This window comes from Novosphingobium sp. GV079, assembly GCF_003058045.1.
GTDB lineage: Bacteria > Pseudomonadota > Alphaproteobacteria > Sphingomonadales > Sphingomonadaceae > Novosphingobium > Novosphingobium capsulatum.
Window position 1 is genome coordinate 16,777 of sequence record NZ_QBUE01000010.1, and the last position, 16,618, is coordinate 33,394.

Consider the following 16,618-nt stretch of genomic DNA (forward strand, 5'->3'; position numbering starts at 1 on the left):
CTGCTGTGACGCTCGATGAACTACCGCTGGGCCACGATGCCCGAATCGCCTCGGTCGATTGGGCCGCGCTGGTGCCTGAAGAGGCGCAGCGCCTGCGCGCGCTGGGCTTTGACGAAGGGGCGCAGGTGCGCCTTGCCTATCGCGGGGTGTTCCTGGGCCGCGATCCCCTGGCGATCGAGATCGGGCGGATGACCGTGGCCCTGCGCCGCATCCATGCCCGCGCGATGCACGTGGAAGAGCTGGCGGCATGAGCAGGGGCCCTTTCGTTGCCGCCCTGGTGGGCAATCCCAATGCCGGCAAATCCGCGCTGTTCAACGCGCTGACCGGCGCACGCCAGAAGATCGCCAACTATCCGGGCGTGACGGTGGAGCGCAAGGCCGGGCGCCTGCTGCTGCCCAGCGGCGAGCCGGTCGAACTGGTCGATCTGCCCGGTTCCTATGGCTTTGCCGCCACCAGCCCTGACGAGGAAGTGACCCGCAAGGTCATCATGGGCGAGCAGGTTGGCCAGGTGCGTCCTGATGTTCTGGTCATCGTGCTCGATGCCTCCAACCTGGAACAGCACCTCGTCTTTGCCCAGGAAGTGCTGGAACTGGGCCGGCCCACCGTGGTCGCGCTGAACATGGTCGATCTCGCCGCGCGCGATGGGTTGACGATCGATGCCAATGCGCTGTCCGCCGAACTGGGCGTGCCGGTGATTGAAACCGTGGCGGTGCGGCGCAAGGGGCTGGCCGAACTGGCCGCGGCCATCGCCGTGGCGCGAGACACGGCTGCTGGCGATGAAACCCCGGTGGCACGCGTGCATGTGACGCTGCCCGAACGGCGGCTGCTGGCGCGGCAGATGGCGCAGGGCGCCACGCTTTCCGAAACCGCGCGCCATCGCATCCATGCGCGCATGGACCGGCTGCTGCTGCATCCCTGGCTGGGCCCGCCGGTGCTCTTTGCCCTGCTGTTCGTGGTGTTCCAGGCCGTGTTCACCTGGGCCAAGCCGTTTCAGGACGGGCTGGATGGCGCCGCCTCTGCCCTGCAGGATCTGGTGCGCAGCGAATTGCCCGCCTCGTTGCTGCGCGATCTGCTGACCGATGGGATCATTGGCGGGGTGGGGGCGGTGATCGTGTTCCTGCCGCAGATCCTCATCCTGTTCTTCTTCATCCTGGTGATGGAGGCGACCGGCTATATGGCGCGCGCCGCGTTCCTGATGGACCGGATGATGGCCGGCGTGGGCCTGTCCGGGCGCAGTTTCATCCCCCTGCTGTCGAGCTTTGCCTGCGCCATTCCCGGCATCATGGCCACGCGCAGCATCACCGATCCCAAGGACCGGCTGACCACGATCCTGATTGCGCCGCTGATGACCTGTTCGGCCCGGCTGCCGGTCTATGCCGTGATCATCGCCGCGTTCATTCCCAATACGCGGGTGCTGCCGGGCGTGGGCCTGCAGGGGCTGGTGCTGTTCGGGCTCTACGTTGCCGGCATCGTCGGTGCCATGGTCGTGGCGCTGGTGCTGCGCCGCTCGATCACCAAGGGCGCGGCCTCGGGCTTCATTATGGAGTTGCCCAAGTATCAGCTGCCCACGGTCAAGGATCTGGCACTGGGCTTGTGGCAGCGCGCCTGGGTATTCCTGCGCCGCGCCGGCACGATGATCTTTACCGTGACGGTGGTGCTGTGGCTGCTGCTCAACTTTCCGCGCGCCGAGCCGGGCAAGAGCCAGGTCGATGCCTCGATCGCCGGGCACATTGCTAATGGCCTGGCCGTGGTGGTCGAACCGATCGGTTTCAACCGCGATATCGCGCTGGCCCTGATCCCGTCGATGGCCGCGCGCGAAGTGGCGGTGTCCTCGCTCGCCACCAGCTATGCGGTGGACAACAGCGACGAGGATGCGCAGGGCCGCGCCCTGGGTGACGAGCTCAAGCACCACTGGAGCCTGGCGACCGCGCTGGCGTTCCTGGCGTGGTTCGTGTTTGCGCCGCAGTGCATGTCGACCATTGCGGTGACCCGGCGTGAAACCAACGGCTGGAAGTGGCCTGGCTTCATGCTGGGCTATCTCTTTGCGCTAGCCTACGCCTTTGCCGGGATCACCTATTGGACCGCCGTGGCGTTCGGTCTGGGGTAGTTTCCCCGCCTTTCTTGTGCGACAGACTCGCACAGCAAGTTCGGGATGCGCTAATGTCCGCGCCTGAATTCCATAGGGACGAGATTCGATGGCAGGCAGCGTCAACAAAGTCATTCTGATCGGCAACCTGGGGGCCGACCCGGAGATCAAGTCGTTCCAGAACGGCGGCAAGATTGCGAACCTGCGCATTGCCACCTCGGAAAACTGGAAAGACCGCAACACCGGCGAGCGCAAGGAGCGCACGGAATGGCATAGCGTCGTGATCAACGGCGATGGCCTGATCGGCGTGGTCGAGCGCTTCCTGCGCAAGGGCAGCAAGGTCTATATCGAAGGCCAGCTGCGCACCCGCAAGTGGCAGGACCAGAGCGGCAATGACCGCTATAGCACCGAAGTGGTCGTGGCCGGCATCGGCGGCGCGCTGACGATGCTCGACGGCCCGCAGGGCGGTGCAGGCGGTGGTGGCGGCGGTCAGCGCTCTGGCGGCGGCGGTTGGAACGAGGGCGGCTCGAGCAGCGGCGGTTCGCGTGGTGGCGGCAGCGGTGGCTTTGGCGGCGGTTCGTCCTCGGGCGGCGGCAGCACCTGGAACCAGGGCGGTGGCGGCGGCGGCTTCGCCGACGATCTGGACGACGATATCCCGTTCTGATCGCGCCATCTGCACGCGATGACCGGCCCCCTCCTTGGTTCAAGGAGGGGGATTTTTTATGCCCGCGTCAGCGACCGCAGGCGTCGTAATAGCCCGAGCGGCAATCGGCCACAGCCTGGCGCCAGGCGGCCAGATCGCGCTGGTATTGCGCCTGCGCCTGGGCATAGCCGCCATCATTGTTATAGCCATATCCCGCGCCATAGCCGCTGCTCTGGCTGCGCGAGGATTGCTGGCGATATTCGCGGGCCCAGCGGGCATCGCGCTGGCGCACATAGTCCAGCTGGGCCTGGTTCATGCGGCGGATTGCCTCATGATCGCGCATCCGCGCGGCGCTGCTGCGCATCGACGGATCAGCCGGATCATCGGCGCGTGCTGCACCAGGCAGCGCTGCGGCGATCAGCGCCGCAGCCAGTAGTGGAGTGACCCTCATGGTTCTTGTCCCTTTGCGTATCCCGGCAAAGGCATAGCAAGGTGGGGAACCGGCGGGCAGAGCGCTTGCGACGAATGGTTCCGCAGTTGGTCTCAGGTTCCGCGCGTGTCGCCGTAGAGGTGAATGTGCAGCCGGTCGGTCATGCGCCAGCCATTCTCCAGGGCGAGCGCAGACAGCCACTTTTCGCGACCGCGCAGGGTTTCGCTATCAGTGCCCTCGGGCATCACGAACAGCCGCTCGCCCGGAATGCCGTAGCGGGCCTGGAGCGCGGCGACTTCGGCACAATCTGCCGGGCTGGCCACCACAAACTTGAAGAATGCGCGCGTGTCAGCCGCCCATGCGGTCAACCGCTCGGGGATCAGCGCCAGTTCCGCCGGGTTGCCCGAATGCGCCAGCTTGGGCGAGACATTGAACTGGTCGATCAGCGGATCGATCGCGGGTGTGGGGGCCACGGTGCCGTTGGTCTCGATCTCTACATGCAGGCCAGGCCGCGCCTGTTTGAGCGCGGCCAGCACGCGGGCCAGCGCGGCGGCCTGCAACAGCGGCTCGCCCCCGGTCACCACCACACGGTCTTGCGGAAAGGCCAGCAGGCGGGCGACCACGTCGTCTTCCTGCAGGATCAGCTGGTTGTTGCTGCGCTCGAACGCCTGGCCATCGCGGTGGGGGCGATTGTCCCCGGTAAAGCGCCAGGTATAGGCCGTGTCGCACCACTGGCAGGCCAGGTTGCAGCGCGACAGGCGAATGAACAGCGACGGCCGCCCCGCCGATGGCCCTTCGCCTTGCAAGGAGGCGAAGATTTCTGGCTCGCCGGGGGTGGTGGTGGCAAGGGCGAGAGTCATGGGCGTTGCTGGTGGCTTCGCACCACCCCCCGACCCCCTCCTCTGAAGAGGAGGGGGAGCACCGAGGTCAAAGCCCCCTCCTCTTCAGAGGAGGGGGTTGGGGGTGATGCGAGGCTCAGCACGGCGGTTTGTTACCCCAGCCGCGCCAGCGCGGCGGCCAGGCGCTGGCTTTCCGCGCTGTGGTGGGCGTGGTCGGCGCGGGCCTTTTCCACCGCTTCGGGCTTGGCGCGTTCGACGAACGAGGGGTTGCCCAGGCGCCCTTCCAGGGCCTTGGCTTCCTTTTGCGCGGCGGCCAGGGCCTTTTCGAGGCGGGCCTTTTCCGCGGCGATGTCGATGATCCCTTCCAGCGGCACGACCAGCGTGGCGTCACCTGCCACGATCTGCATGGCAGCGCCGGCCGGCGCCGGGGCAAAGTGGATCGCCGAAAGGCGCGCCAGGCGTTCGATCGCGGCCGGGTTGGCGGCGATGATCGCGGCGGTGCGCTCGCTCGGCGCAGCCAGATAGGCATCGAGCCGGGCGCCGGGCGCGATGCCCAGTTCGTTCTTGGCGGTGCGCAGCGCGGAAACCAGCGCGATAAGCCATTCCACTTCGGCCTTGGCATCGGCGTCGACGCTGGCCTGCGGCGCGGGCCAGCGAGCAACGATCAGTTCGTTGTCGCGGGCGCCAAGTGCGTGCCACAGTTCCTCGGTCACGAAGGGCATGAACGGGTGGAGCATGACCAGGATCTGGTCGAGCACCCAACCGGCCACGGCGCGGGTTTCATCGTCGAACGAACCCTTGATCAGTTCGATGTACCAGTCGCAGAACGTGTCCCACACGAAGTGGTAGATCGTGTTGGCTGCCGCATCAAAGCGGAGGTCGGCCATCGCCTGGTCGAGCGCAGCAACCGTTTCGACCACTTCGCCCACGATCCAGCGGTTGACCGCGCTGGTCGCCTGCGGGGCTTCCAGCGTGGTGGAGGCGGCAATGCCGTTGGCCTGGCAAAAGCGCGCTGCATTCCACAGCTTGGTGGCGAAGTTGCGATAGCCCTCCACCCGCTTCTCATCCATCTTCACGTCGCGGCCCTGGCTTTCCATCGCCGCCATGAAGAAGCGCAGCGCATCGGCGCCATACTTGTCGATCAGGCCCAGCGGATCGACCACGTTACCCTTGGACTTGGACATTTTCTGCCCATCGGCCGCGCGCACCAGCCCGTGCAGGTACAGCCGCTTCCACGGCACTTCGTTCATGAAGTGCAGGCCCTGCATGGCCATGCGGGCATCCCAGAAGAACAGGATGTCAAAGCCCGAAACCAGCAGGTCGTTGGGGTAGTGGCGCTGCACCAGCGTGGTATCGTCGGGCCAGCCCAGCGTGGCAAACGGCCACAGCGCGGACGAGAACCACGTGTCGAGCACGTCTTCGTCGCGGGTGAGCGGCTTGTTGCCGGCAAGGGCCTGCGCCTCTTCCTCGGTTTCGGCAACATAGGCCTTGCCATCGGCATCATACCATGCCGGAATGCGGTGGCCCCACCACAGCTGGCGCGAGACGCACCAAGGCTGGATGTTTTCCATCCAGTTGAAGAAGGTCTTTTCCCACGACTTGGGCACGATTTCGATGGCGCCCGAGCGCACCGCCTCGATCGGCTTGCGGGCAAGGAATTCGGCATTCACATACCACTGGTCGGTCAGCCAGGGTTCGATCACCACGCCGCCGCGATCGCCATAGGGCGTCTGGATCGTGCGAGGTTCGGCGTCGTGCTCGGTCTCGTTGCCGTCCTTGTCCTTGGTGACATGGGGCACGAGCAGGCCTGCCGCCTTGAGCGCCTCGACCACGGCCTTGCGCGCGTCAAAGCGATCGAGGCCGACGAATGCGTCGGGGATCAGGCCATCGACGGTCTGTACCACCTTGGCCTCGGCATCGAGCATGTTGAGCATGTCGCGCGCTTCGATTCCGGCGCGCTTGCCCACTTCGAAGTCGTTGAAATCGTGACCCGGGGTGATCTTCACCGCACCGGTGCCCAGCGCCGGATCGGCGTGTTCATCCGCCACGATCGGAATACGCCGGCCCGTCAGCGGCAGCACGACATGCTTGCCGATCACGCTCTTGTAGCGTTCGTCGTCCGGGTGCACGGCCACCGCCATGTCGGCCAGCATGGTTTCCGGGCGCGTGGTGGCCACCACGATATGATCGGCCCCGCTGTCGAGCGTGACGCCATCGGCGAGCGGATAGCGGAAGCGCCAGAAATGGCCCTGCACCTCGCGCGTTTCCACTTCCAGGTCGGAAATCGCGGTCTTGAGCTTGGGGTCCCAGTTGACCAGCCGCTTGTCGCGGTAGATCAGGCCCTGGTTGTGCAGGTCAACGAAGACCTTGACCACCGCGCGGGTGAAGTGCGGGTCCATGGTGAACTGCCCATTGTTGTCTTGGGAGTTCAGGCCCCAGTCCATCGAGCAGCCCAGGCGGCGCAGCTGGCGGGTGATGGTGCCGCCGCTTTCCGCCTTCCATTCCCACACCTTGTCGACGAATTGCTCGCGCGTGTAGTTGGTGCGCTTGTCCTGGTTCGCTTCCAGCTGGCGTTCCACCACCATCTGCGTGGCGATGCCGGCGTGGTCGGTGCCCACCACCCACAGCGCGTCCTTGCCCTTGAGGCGTTCGTGGCGGATCACGATGTCTTGCAGCGTGTTGTCCAGCGCATGGCCGATATGGAGCGAGCCGGTTACGTTGGGCGGCGGGTTCACGATGGTGAACGGGGTGGCATCGGGGCGTTCCGGGCGAAACAGGCCCTTGCCTTCCCAATGGCCATACCAGCGCGCCTCGATAGCGCCCGGTTCGAACGTCTTGGCCAGCTGGTCCTGGCCCGATTCCTGCTGCGTAGTGGTCTCGCTCATGGCTGGCGCCTTGCCAGTTGCCGCCCACTATCGCAAGCGGCGGCGGGAACGGAAAAGCCGCTTCCTGCGTTTCGCCGCACGTGATGCACTTGTCGCCCCCTCCATTTTCGCCCATGAAGTGGGCAGGATGAGAGCCTTAGCCGATTTCACGATAGAGCCGGGCCAGGGCGGTGGCGGCAATGTGCTGCATTTCAGCGGCCCGATGGTGGTATCTTCCCTGGGTCTGGTCGACCGGCGCCTGCGCCAGATCGCCGATCCGGTGGACGAGATCGACGTCAGCGACGTGGAACGCATGGACACCGTTGGCGCCTGGACGGTGTGGCGCCTGTCACAGCAGCTCGGCGCCAAGATCGTCAATTGCCGCGACGAGGCCGAACGCCTGATCAACGCGATCAGCAAGACCGACGAAAACCGCGAAAGCATCCGCGCTCCGCGCCTGCCGCTGATTGAGCGCGTGCCCGATGAAGTGGGCAAGATGGTCATTGCGCTGGCGGTGGGGTTCCTGCAGATCATCGGCTTCCTGGGCCAGGCGATTTCGGCGATCGGCACGACGCTGCGCCATCCGCGCCGCTTTCGCGGGCTCGCGCTTGTCCATCAGATGGAACTGGTGGGTGTCAACGCGCTCGGCATCGTCGGGCTGATGAGCTTCCTGGTCGGCGTGGTGATCGCGCAGCAGGGGGCGGTGCAGCTGCAGCAGTTTGGCGCGGAAATCTATACGATCAACCTGGTCGGCCGCCTGACCTTGCGTGAGCTGGGCATCCTGATGACCGCGATCATGGTCGCCGGACGATCGGGATCGGCCTTTGCCGCGCAGCTGGGCACGATGAAGCTGACCGAGGAAGTGGACGCCATGCGCACGATCGGCGTCTCGCCGACCGAGGCGCTGGTGCTGCCGCGCATTCTGGCCACGATGATCATGCTGCCCCTGCTGGGCATCTATTCGTCGGTGCTGGGCATCATCGGCGGCGCGTTTCTGGGATCGGTGTCGCTGGGCATTCCGTTCCTCACCTTCCTGGCGCGTATCCAGGAAGTGGTGCCGATCCACGACGTGTGGGTGGGGCTGGTCAAGGGGCCGGTGTTCGGTCTGATCGTCGCACTCGCCGGCTGCTACCAAGGCATGCAGGTCAAGACCAATGCCGAAGAGGTGGGCACGCGCACTACCTCTGCCGTGGTTCTGGCGATCTTTACGGTGATCGTGCTCGACGCCTTCTTTGCGGTGTTCTTCACCAAGATCGGCTGGGGGTAAGCTATGCATGATCCCCAGGCGCACCTGGCGCCGATCCCCGACGAATTCGAAGGCGATTACCCGATCCGCGTGCGTGGGCTGGTCAATCGCTTTGACGACCATGTGATCCACGACGGTCTCGATCTCGATGTGAAGCGGGGCGAGATCATCGGCGTGGTGGGTGGCTCGGGCACCGGCAAATCGGTGCTCATGCGCTCGATCATCGGCCTGCAGATCCCGCAGGAAGGTTCGATCGAAGTGCTCGGCCGCTCGATCACCGACGCGCGCGATGATGACGATATCGATATCCGCAGCCAGTGGGGCGTGCTGTTCCAGGGCGGGGCGCTGTTTTCCACGCTGACCGTGGCGGAAAACGTCGAGGTGCCGCTGCGCGAATTCTATCCCGAGATCACCGACGAACTGCGCCACGAAATCGCGCGCTACAAGGTGCTGCTGTCGGGCCTGCCGGCCAATGCCACCAGCAAGTATCCGTCAGAGCTTTCGGGCGGCATGAAGAAGCGCGCTGGCCTGGCGCGCGCGCTGGCGCTCGATCCCGAACTGCTGTTTCTGGACGAGCCGACCGCCGGGCTCGATCCGATCGGGGCTGCCGCGTTCGATACCCTGATCCGCAGCCTGCAGGAAACCCTGGGGCTGACCGTGTTCCTGATCACCCACGATCTCGATACGCTCTATGAAATCTGCGATCGGGTGGCAGTGCTCGCCGACAAGAAGGTGATTGCCGTGGGCACGATCCCCGAACTGCTGGCGCTGGATCACCCGTGGATCCAGGAATATTTCAACGGACCGCGCGGCCGGGCGGCCAAGGATGCGCAAGATCGCGAAGCGGCCCATGTGGTAAAACCCAATCCCGAGGCGGCCACCTCCGCGATGGAACAGGAATAAGCGATGGAAACGCGGGCAAACCATATCTGGGTCGGGGCCGTCACGCTGCTGCTGCTGATCGGCGCGGCGGTGCTCACCATCTGGATCGCGCGGCTGAACCAGAACGCGCAGAACGAATACGACATCTTCTTCAAGCAATCGGTCGATGGCCTGGCCAAGGGATCGGAAGTGTCGTTTTCGGGCGTGCCCTCGGGCCAGGTGAAAGATATCGAACTGTGGGAGAAAGACCCGGAGTTCGTGCGCGTGCGCATCGCCATCGACAAGCGCGTGCCGATCCTGATGGGCACCACTGCCAGCATCCAGGGCAGCTTTACCGGCGTTTCCACGATCCAGCTGGCCGGCGCCGTCAAGGGCGCGCCGCCGATTGACCAGCCTGGACCGGAAGGGGCGCCCGTGATCCCGACCAAGCGTTCGGGCCTGGGCGAAATCCTGTCCAACGCGCCGCTGCTGCTGGAGCGCCTGGCCACCCTGACCGAGCGCCTGACCATGGTGCTGTCTGACAAGAACCAGAAGTCGATCGAGAACATCCTGGCCCATACCGACAAGATGACCGCCAACCTGGCCGATGCCTCGCCGCAGGTGCAGCGCACCCTGGCCGAGCTGCAATCGACGCTGCGCCAGGCGACCTATACCCTGTCGGCCTTTGAAAAGGTTGCCGGTTCGGCCGACAACCTGCTCAACGACCAGGGCAATGGCCTGGCCAAGCAGCTGCGCGATACGCTCAAGTCTGCCCAGGCGGCGGCCGATGCGCTCAATGATACGGCCAAGTCGGCGCAGCCGGGGCTCAAGCGGTTTGACCAGCAGACGCTCCCGGCAGCCGATGCGGCGCTGCGCGATCTTCAGGCCACCACCCGGTCCTTGCGTGAATTGACCGATCGCATCAACGATCGCGGCGTCAGCAGCGTGGTCGGCAGCCCCAAGCTGCCCGACTACAAGCACTGATCGTTGCGCCATTGCTCTCCACTGGGGGAATTTGACATGCCGTTTCGCCCGCTCATCCCCGCCTCGCGCCCGGCCATCGGTGCGCTGCTGGTGGCCGCTCTCAGCCTGTCGGGCTGTGTCAGCATCGGTGGCAAGGCACCTGCCACGCTGCTGGCGCTCAGCTCTGATGCCACGGTTCCGGCCGGGCAGGGCGCCTCGGGCACGCTGGCCAAGTCTGTCGTGGTGATGGAGCCTTCGGCCGATGCGCGCGTCTCGGTGCTGCGCGTGCCGGTGCAGATCGATGCCAGCAACGTGGCCTATATCAAGAAGACGCAGTGGGTCGAACGCCCGGCGCGCCAGTTGCAGCACCTGATCGCCGAAACCCTGCGCGCCAAGGGCGGCCGCCTGGTGGTGGAAAGCGATATCGACCAGTGGCAACAGCGCCTGTCGGGCCGCCTGCTGGCCATGGGCTATGACCTGCCCAGTCACAGCGCCGTGGTGCGCTTTGACGCCGTGAAGGAAGCACCGGGCGGGCAGATCGAAACCCGCCGGTTCGAGGCGCGCGTGCCCAATGTCAGCGACGATGCCGCCGCCATCGGCCCAGCCTTGAACCAGGCCGCCAACGACGTGGCGCGCCAGGTGGTTGACTGGCTGGGGTGATCGGGCGCCGGGGCGCGGCTGTGGTCAGCCGTGCTTGCGGCCCGAACCCGATTTCTTGCCGCCGCCGTCCTGCTTGTTGACGGTGGCCCAGGCGCGCGCTTCGGCTTCCTTGGGCTCTACGCCGCGCGCTTCATAGCTCTCCTCGATGTGCTCCGCCTTGCGCTTCTGCTTGTCGGTATAGGCGTCTTTGCTGCCCTGCGGCATCGTCGTTCTCCTGGGCCGAAGTCATTGGCACTGCCTGCCAGTCCCTGATCAAGGGGCGGGGTGCTGGATGGTTCCGGCAAATTTGCGCCAATTGATCTATCGCACCGACACCGCCGCCAGCGCATGGCACATCCGGCCTCACCCAAGGGGGATCGCGCGATAGTCCGCCGCGCGGCGTTCCTTCCGGGGCGTTTGACCCATGCGTCCAAGGAGGCTCGACCAATGTTGCCCACGTTTCCCCGCCTGATCCTGGCCTGTGCCATGGCCTGTGTTACCGTGCCGCTGGCGTCCGTGCCGGCCCAGGCTGCCGCCCATGCCGGATCGGCCGATGCCCAGGCGCTGCTCTCACGCGCGGTGGCCGAAGTGAAAGGCGTTGGCGCGCCCAAGGCCTTTGCCGAATTCAACGATCCCAACGGCCCGTTCCACACCCGCGAGCTGTACGTTTTCGTGTTCAGCATGACCGGCCGCTATGAAGCGTCGGGCGCCGATCCCAAGCTCGCCGGTAGCGATGCCAGCGCCATGACCGATGCCGAAGGCCGCCCCTTCGTGCAGGACATGATCGCGCTCGCCAAGGCCAAGGACGGCGGTCGGGTGGACTATGTCTGGCTCAACCGTGTGGACAACCGGGTGGAGCACAAGCGCTCGCTGGTCCAGCGCGTGGGCGACCACATCGTTGGCGTGGGATACTATGCCGGTTGATAACCAGGGCTGATCGGGGTTGGCCGCGTGCGGGGCACGTTTGGCCGCCTGACGGGTTTGACATCCACGGCCCCGCCGCGTTCATCGCGTGGCGGGGCGTCGATGAAGGATGTCAGCGCCCGTGTTTCAGGAAAGCCAGTCGTTTGCCGATACCCGCGTCCGCACTTCGCGCGCGATCGGCCTGGCCCGCGTGCTGTGCATCCTGGGTATTGTCTATGTCCACGCCTGGACCGGGCTCTATGGCCCGGCGCTGACCGCGCTCGACCACACGCCGCAGGGCCTGTTGCGCTGGGGCCTGATCGAACTTTTGGCGCGCTCGTCGGTGCCGCTGCTCAGCCTGGTGTCGGGTTGGCTGGTGGGCCCGTCGCTGGCGCGGCGCGGTGCGCGGGCATTCCTTGCCGGCAAGGCGCGCACCGTGGTCGTACCGATGCTGGCATGGAATGCCATTGCCATCGTCGTGGTATCGGGCGCTGCCTACCTTGGGTTGCTCTATGCGCCGCAGCCCACGTCGTGGGGCTGGTTGGCCAACGAGTTGACCGGCCTTGCCCACCCGAACGAGATCAACGTGCAGATGCCGTTCCTGCGCGATCTGTTCGTCTGCCTGCTCGCCGCGCCGCTGCTGGTGCGGCAGGGCGATCGCACGCTGGCGGGGGTGGCGGTCGCCGCCCTGGCGTGGAGCCTGGCGCCGCCGGTTTTCCCGCTGTTGCAGCGCCCGTCTATCCTGGGTTTCTTTGTCCTGGGCATGCTGGTGCGCCGGCACGATGCGGCTGCGCGGATTGCCGGCGCGCCGCTGGTTCTGATCCTGGCGCCCTACCTGGCGCTGTCAGGGGTGAAAATCTGGCTGGAACTCTATGGCGAAGCGCAGGGGCTGGCGTCGCCCTTGCTGATGGCGGTGGTTGACCTGGCCATGCGCGGCGCCACGGCGCTGTGTTTCTGGGCGCTGGCCTGGCGCCTCGCTGGCACGCGCGCCGGGGGCGTGCTGCTGCGGCTGGAGCCGGCGATGTTCCTGCTGTTCTGCTGCCACCTGATCCTGATCTGGTGCGCTGGCCCTGCCATCGGCCGCCTGACTGGCCCGCTGGGAGCGCCGGCCTATCCCCTGTTCCTGCTGGCCCAGCCACTGCTGGCGCTGGGCGCCACGCTCTTGCTGGGCAGGCTGCTGGTGGCCATCAGCCCGCCGCTGGCGCAATGGCTCAGCGGCGGGCGTCTGGCCTTGCAGCGTTAGTCTTCGTCTTCGTCTTCCAGCAGGCCTTCCTCTTCCTCCCAGCCCTTTTCGTCCTCTTCTTCCTCGTCTTCCTCCAGCGCATCGATCAGCGCCTGGGCAAACATCGGGATGTCATCGGGCTTGCGGCTGGTGATGAGGTTGCCGTCGATGGCCACGGCCTGGTCCACCACATCGGCCCCGGCATTTTCCAGGTCGGTGCGGATCGAGGGCCAGCCCGTTACCGTGCGGCCATCGATGATGTCGGCTTCCACCAGCAGCCAGGGGCCGTGGCAGATCGCCGCGATCGGCTTGTCCATGTCGTCGAATTCCTCGACCAGCTCGATCACGCGGGATTCGAGCCGCAGCGCATCGGGGTTCATCTGGCCGCCGGGCAGCAGCAGGGCGTCGAAGTCATCGGCTTCCACGGCATCGAGGCGCATGTCCACCTTGACGCTTTCGCCCCAGTCGGTGTGGTTCCAGCCCTTGATCGAGCCGGTCTTGGGGCTGGCGACTACGGTTTCGATGCCGGCTGCTTCCAGCGCCTTTTTCGGTTCAAGCAGTTCGGATTGTTCAAAGCCGTCGGTGGCTAGGATCAGCACGCGTTTGGCCATGGTCATTCTCCGTCAAATCGGGGGGATACTTGCCCACAATGGCCCGCCGTGATGACAGTTCCGGAGGTTTCGTTTTGTTCACGGTATTGCTACACGGATTCGGCCATGGCCGATGATTTCAAAGATCCGTTCGACGCTATCGTCGATGCCCCCTTCGACTCCGCCCTGTCGGAGCGATACCTGGTCTATGCGCTGTCCACGATCACGGCGCGATCGCTGCCCGATCTGCGCGATGGCTTGAAGCCGGTGCACCGCCGCCTGCTGTGGGCGATGCGGCAGTTGAAGCTCGATCCCAACGGCGCGTTCAAGAAATCGGCGCGCGTGGTCGGCGATGTGATCGGCAAGTATCACCCGCACGGCGATGCCAGCGTCTATGACGCGATGGTCCGCCTCGCCCAGGATTTCGCGCTGCGCTATCCGCTGGTCGAGGGGCAGGGCAATTTCGGCAATATCGATGGCGATAACGCGGCGGCCTATCGCTATACCGAAGCGCGGCTGACCGCGACGGCGATCCGCCTGATGGCCGGGCTCGACGAAGGCACGGTCGATTTCCTGCCGACCTACAATGGCGAGGAGCAGGAACCGGAAATCTTTCCCGGGCTGTTTCCCAACCTGCTGGCCAATGGCGCCAGCGGCATTGCCGTGGGCATGGCCACCAATATTCCCAGCCACAACGTGGCCGAGATCGTCGATGCCACGCTGCTGTTGATCGACAATCCCCACGCCGAACATGCCCAGTTGATGGAGGTGTTCCACGGCCCCGATTTTCCCACCGGGGGCGTGGTGGTCGATAGCCCGGCGGCGATTTCGGCTGCCTATGAAACCGGGCGCGGTTCGATCCGCGTGCGCGGGCGCTTTTCGACCGGCCGGGCCGAGGATGGCGCCTGGGAAGGCAGCGGGATCGAGCGGCTGGGCAGCGGCCAGTGGCAGCTGGTGATTTCCGAAATTCCCTACATGGTGCAGAAGGGCAAGCTGATCGAACAGATCGCGGCCCTGATCGGCGACAAGAAGCTGCCGATCCTGGAAGACGTGCGCGATGAAAGCGACGAACACATCCGCATCGTGCTTGTGCCCAAGAGCCGCAATGTCGATCCCGAGCTGCTCAAGGAATCGCTCTATCGGCTGACCGATCTGGAAACGCGCTTTGGCCTTAACCTCAACGTGCTGGATTCGCAGCGCACGCCGGGTGTGCTGGGCCTGAAACTGCTGTTGCAGGAATGGGTGGTCAGCCAGATCGACATCATGCTGCGCCGCACGCAGCACCGGCTGGACAAGATCGCCGCGCGGCTCGAACTGCTCGAAGGCTATATCATTGCCTATCTCAATCTCGATCGGATCATCGAGATCATCCGCACCGAGGACGAGCCCAAGCCAGTGATGATGGCCGAATTCGGCCTGACCGATCGCCAGGCCGAGGCGATCCTCAACATGCGCCTGCGCAGCTTGCGCAAGCTGGAAGAGATGGAACTGCGCCGCGAGCACGACGCCCTGCTGGCCGAGCAGGACGATCTCAACAAGCTGCTGGAAAGCCCCGCGCGCCAGCGCACCCGGCTCAAGCGTGAACTGGCGGCGCTGCGCAAGGAATATGGCCCGGAAACCGCGCTGGGCCGCCGCCGCACCACGATTGCCGAAGCCGCGCCGACGCGCGAGTTTTCAATGGATGCGATGATCGAGAAGGAGCCGGTCACTGTCGTCCTTTCCGCGCGCGGCTGGATTCGCGCGGCCAAGGGGCATCTGCCGCTCGATACCGAGTTCAAGTTCAAGGAAGGCGATGGCCCGGCCTGGGTCTTGCACGCGCAGACCACCGACAAGCTGCTGGTCGCGCTCGACAATGGGCGGTTCTACACGCTCGGCGCCGACAAGCTGCCCGGTGCGCGCGGCTTTGGCGAGCCGATCCGCACCATGGTCGATATCGATCCCGACGCGCACATTATGGCGCTGGTGGTCTATCGGCCCAAGGGGCAGTTGCTGCTGGCCGCCAATACCGGGCGCGGCTTTGCCGCCGAGATGGACGAACTGCTGGCCGAAACCCGGAAAGGGCGCGGCGTGGTATCGACCAAGCCCGGTGTCAGCCTCAAGATCGTGCGGGAAATCGCGCCCGAACATGATCACGTCGCCGTGGTGGGCGAAAACCGCAAGCTGGTGATCTTTGCCCTGTCGGAAGTACCGATCCTGGCCAAGGGGCAGGGGGTGACGCTGCAACGCTATCGCGATGGCGGCTTGTCGGACGCCATCACGCTCAAGCTGGAAGACGGTCTGACCTGGGCGATGGGCGGCGAAACCGGCCGCACCCGCGTGGAAAAGGACCTCCTCCCCTGGAAGGTCGCCCGCGGCGCCGCCGGACGTTTGCCACCTGTTGGCTTCCCGCGGGATAATACGTTCTAGGCAGGTACGGGCGTTTAAGCCGCGCCCTGTTCCTTGGCGGCGTCGACCAGCCAATCGTGGAATTTGACGAGGCCGGGGTGATCGCGCCAGTCGGGGCGCAGGACGAGGTAGTATTGCCCCTCGTCGACCAGTGCGGTGGCGAACGGGGTGACGAGCGCGCCTGATTGCAGTTCCGGTTCGATCAGGAAGCGGGGGAGCAGAGCGGCGCCCGATCCGGCGGCGGCGGCCTGGGCCAGCATCAGGAAGTGTTCGAAGGTCGCGCCTTTGAGTGGCGGCAGGCCATCGATGCCGGCCAGCGCGAACCAGCGGTTCCAGGCGTTGCGGCGCGAGATCTGGAACAGCAGTGGCTTGCCCAGGAGGTCGGCGGGCTGCTGCACCCCTTCGGCCGCCAGCCACGATGGCGCGCAGGCCACCACGGCCTGTTCGGTGAACAGAGGGATCATTTCAGCGTCGTCCCAATCGGCCGCGCCGAAGTGGATCGCGGCATCGAACCGTTCCTCGCGCAAGTCGAACGGGAACGAGCGCGCGGCGAAATTCACCGTGAGTTCGGGGTGTCGCGCAGTCAGCCCGGGCAGGCGTGGGGCCAGCCAGCGCATGCCGAAGCTGGGCAGCGTGGCGATGGTCAGGTCGCGGCGGCTGCCCCGGTCCATGGCCTTGGCGGTGGCCATGCGGATGCGGCGCAGTGCCGGCTCGATATCCTCGGCATAGGCGCGCCCGGCCTCGTTCAGGGTAACGCGGCGGCCGTGGCGCTGGAACAGTGGGGTCTGCAGGCTTTCTTCCAGCAGCGCGATCTGGCGGCTGACTGCGCTTTGCGTCAGGCCCAGCTGCGCGCCAGCGCGAGAGAAACCGCCTTCGCGCGCGGCGGCCACGAAGCAGGCCAGCGCGGTCATCGAGGGAAGCTCGCGGCGTGATTCACTCATTCCAAA

At 65.7% G+C, this 16,618-nt stretch carries 15 protein-coding genes and 1 pseudogene; 10 read left to right on the forward strand and 6 right to left on the reverse strand.

Translation table 11 applies throughout. The annotated features are described in order from the left end of the window. Positions 1 to 5: 5 nt before the first annotated feature. From C8K14_RS13610 to ssb, 3 genes are all read left to right on the forward strand, one after another. A complete protein-coding gene (locus tag C8K14_RS13610) occupies positions 6 to 251 on the forward strand; it encodes a FeoA family protein (protein WP_062785299.1) in 246 nt (81 codons plus the stop codon). After that, complete coding sequence (locus C8K14_RS13615) at positions 248 to 2,107, forward strand: ferrous iron transporter B (protein ID WP_107717052.1); 1,860 nt, start codon at positions 248 to 250, stop codon at positions 2,105 to 2,107. Before C8K14_RS13610 ends, C8K14_RS13615 begins: the two co-directional genes overlap by 4 nt. 88 nt (positions 2,108 to 2,195) lie before the next feature. Continuing rightward, positions 2,196 to 2,750: a single-stranded DNA-binding protein gene (gene ssb / locus C8K14_RS13620; protein ID WP_107717053.1), complete on the forward strand. Its 555-nt coding sequence runs from the start codon at positions 2,196 to 2,198 to the stop codon at positions 2,748 to 2,750. 67 nt (positions 2,751 to 2,817) lie between these two features. Here the strand turns inward: ssb and C8K14_RS13625 are convergent, their stop codons facing one another. The 3 genes from C8K14_RS13625 to C8K14_RS13635 form a co-directional block, all read right to left on the reverse strand. Beyond that, positions 2,818 to 3,180, reverse strand: a complete 363-nt coding sequence (locus tag C8K14_RS13625) for a hypothetical protein (RefSeq protein ID WP_107717054.1) — start codon at positions 3,178 to 3,180, stop codon at positions 2,818 to 2,820. A gap of 92 nt (positions 3,181 to 3,272) precedes the next feature. After that, positions 3,273 to 4,019: a 7-carboxy-7-deazaguanine synthase QueE gene (locus C8K14_RS13630; protein ID WP_107717055.1), complete on the reverse strand. Its 747-nt coding sequence runs from the start codon at positions 4,017 to 4,019 to the stop codon at positions 3,273 to 3,275. Between the two features lie 131 nt (positions 4,020 to 4,150). After that, positions 4,151 to 6,883 carry a valine--tRNA ligase gene (locus tag C8K14_RS13635; RefSeq protein ID WP_107717056.1) on the reverse strand — a complete coding sequence of 911 codons (2,733 nt, stop codon included), beginning with the start codon at positions 6,881 to 6,883 and terminating at the stop codon, positions 4,151 to 4,153. Positions 6,884 to 7,010: 127 nt separating this feature from the next. Here C8K14_RS13635 and C8K14_RS13640 point away from each other — a divergent pair, with 127 nt between their 5' ends. From C8K14_RS13640 to C8K14_RS13655, 4 genes are read left to right on the forward strand one after another with little or no spacing between them, the layout of a single operon-like run. After that, positions 7,011 to 8,129, forward strand: coding sequence for an ABC transporter permease (locus C8K14_RS13640; protein ID WP_107717158.1), 1,119 nt, complete (start codon positions 7,011 to 7,013; stop codon positions 8,127 to 8,129). Between the two features lie 3 nt (positions 8,130 to 8,132). After that, positions 8,133 to 9,011 carry an ABC transporter ATP-binding protein gene (locus C8K14_RS13645; protein WP_022677221.1) on the forward strand — a complete coding sequence of 293 codons (879 nt, stop codon included), beginning with the start codon at positions 8,133 to 8,135 and terminating at the stop codon, positions 9,009 to 9,011. 3 nt (positions 9,012 to 9,014) lie between these two features. Continuing rightward, complete coding sequence (locus C8K14_RS13650) at positions 9,015 to 9,953, forward strand: MlaD family protein (RefSeq protein ID WP_022677220.1); 939 nt, start codon at positions 9,015 to 9,017, stop codon at positions 9,951 to 9,953. Between the two features lie 36 nt (positions 9,954 to 9,989). Continuing rightward, positions 9,990 to 10,592: an ABC-type transport auxiliary lipoprotein family protein gene (locus tag C8K14_RS13655; protein WP_107717057.1), complete on the forward strand. Its 603-nt coding sequence runs from the start codon at positions 9,990 to 9,992 to the stop codon at positions 10,590 to 10,592. Positions 10,593 to 10,628: 36 nt separating this feature from the next. Here the strand turns inward: C8K14_RS13655 and C8K14_RS13660 are convergent. Next, positions 10,629 to 10,796: pseudogene (locus tag C8K14_RS13660) on the reverse strand (plasmid stabilization protein); the annotation flags it as partial. A 222-nt stretch (positions 10,797 to 11,018) separates the two neighbouring features. Here C8K14_RS13660 and C8K14_RS13665 point away from each other — a divergent pair. Further along, positions 11,019 to 11,495: a cache domain-containing protein gene (locus C8K14_RS13665; RefSeq protein WP_022677217.1), complete on the forward strand. Its 477-nt coding sequence runs from the start codon at positions 11,019 to 11,021 to the stop codon at positions 11,493 to 11,495. Positions 11,496 to 11,604: 109 nt separating this feature from the next. Then, on the forward strand, positions 11,605 to 12,717 hold the full coding sequence (locus C8K14_RS13670) for an acyltransferase (protein WP_107717059.1): 1,113 nt from the start codon (positions 11,605 to 11,607) through the stop codon (positions 12,715 to 12,717). Here the strand turns inward: C8K14_RS13670 and C8K14_RS13675 are convergent. Then, positions 12,714 to 13,307, reverse strand: a complete 594-nt coding sequence (locus C8K14_RS13675) for a type 1 glutamine amidotransferase domain-containing protein (protein WP_107717159.1) — start codon at positions 13,305 to 13,307, stop codon at positions 12,714 to 12,716. The two genes, C8K14_RS13670 and C8K14_RS13675, sit on opposite strands and share 4 nt — an antisense overlap. A gap of 105 nt (positions 13,308 to 13,412) precedes the next feature. On the opposite strand from C8K14_RS13675, the gene parC reads away from it, so the two are divergent. Continuing rightward, positions 13,413 to 15,692, forward strand: coding sequence for a DNA topoisomerase IV subunit A (gene parC, locus C8K14_RS13680; protein ID WP_107717060.1), 2,280 nt, complete (start codon positions 13,413 to 13,415; stop codon positions 15,690 to 15,692). 14 nt (positions 15,693 to 15,706) lie between these two features. On the opposite strand, the gene C8K14_RS13685 is transcribed toward parC, so the two are convergent. Beyond that, positions 15,707 to 16,612: a LysR substrate-binding domain-containing protein gene (locus tag C8K14_RS13685; RefSeq protein ID WP_107717061.1), complete on the reverse strand. Its 906-nt coding sequence runs from the start codon at positions 16,610 to 16,612 to the stop codon at positions 15,707 to 15,709. Positions 16,613 to 16,618: the final 6 nt, after the last annotated feature.

Excerpts from the sequence above, each read along its gene's own strand:
- C8K14_RS13675 (WP_107717159.1), bottom strand. The coding sequence starts at position 13,307 with ATGGCCAAACGCGTGCTGATCCTAGCCACCGACGGCTTTGAACAATCC.
- parC (WP_107717060.1), top strand. The coding sequence starts at position 13,413 with ATGGCCGATGATTTCAAAGATCCGTTCGACGCTATCGTCGATGCCCCC.
- C8K14_RS13670 (WP_107717059.1), top strand. The coding sequence starts at position 11,605 with ATGTCAGCGCCCGTGTTTCAGGAAAGCCAGTCGTTTGCCGATACCCGC.
- C8K14_RS13650 (WP_022677220.1), top strand. The coding sequence starts at position 9,015 with ATGGAAACGCGGGCAAACCATATCTGGGTCGGGGCCGTCACGCTGCTG.
- C8K14_RS13615 (WP_107717052.1), top strand. The coding sequence starts at position 248 with ATGAGCAGGGGCCCTTTCGTTGCCGCCCTGGTGGGCAATCCCAATGCC.
- C8K14_RS13640 (WP_107717158.1), top strand. The coding sequence starts at position 7,011 with ATGAGAGCCTTAGCCGATTTCACGATAGAGCCGGGCCAGGGCGGTGGC.
- C8K14_RS13665 (WP_022677217.1), top strand. The coding sequence starts at position 11,019 with ATGTTGCCCACGTTTCCCCGCCTGATCCTGGCCTGTGCCATGGCCTGT.
- ssb (WP_107717053.1), top strand. The coding sequence starts at position 2,196 with ATGGCAGGCAGCGTCAACAAAGTCATTCTGATCGGCAACCTGGGGGCC.
- C8K14_RS13685 (WP_107717061.1), bottom strand. The coding sequence starts at position 16,612 with ATGAGTGAATCACGCCGCGAGCTTCCCTCGATGACCGCGCTGGCCTGC.
- C8K14_RS13655 (WP_107717057.1), top strand. The coding sequence starts at position 9,990 with ATGCCGTTTCGCCCGCTCATCCCCGCCTCGCGCCCGGCCATCGGTGCG.
- C8K14_RS13645 (WP_022677221.1), top strand. The coding sequence starts at position 8,133 with ATGCATGATCCCCAGGCGCACCTGGCGCCGATCCCCGACGAATTCGAA.
- C8K14_RS13625 (WP_107717054.1), bottom strand. The coding sequence starts at position 3,180 with ATGAGGGTCACTCCACTACTGGCTGCGGCGCTGATCGCCGCAGCGCTG.
- C8K14_RS13630 (WP_107717055.1), bottom strand. The coding sequence starts at position 4,019 with ATGACTCTCGCCCTTGCCACCACCACCCCCGGCGAGCCAGAAATCTTC.
- C8K14_RS13635 (WP_107717056.1), bottom strand. The coding sequence starts at position 6,883 with ATGAGCGAGACCACTACGCAGCAGGAATCGGGCCAGGACCAGCTGGCC.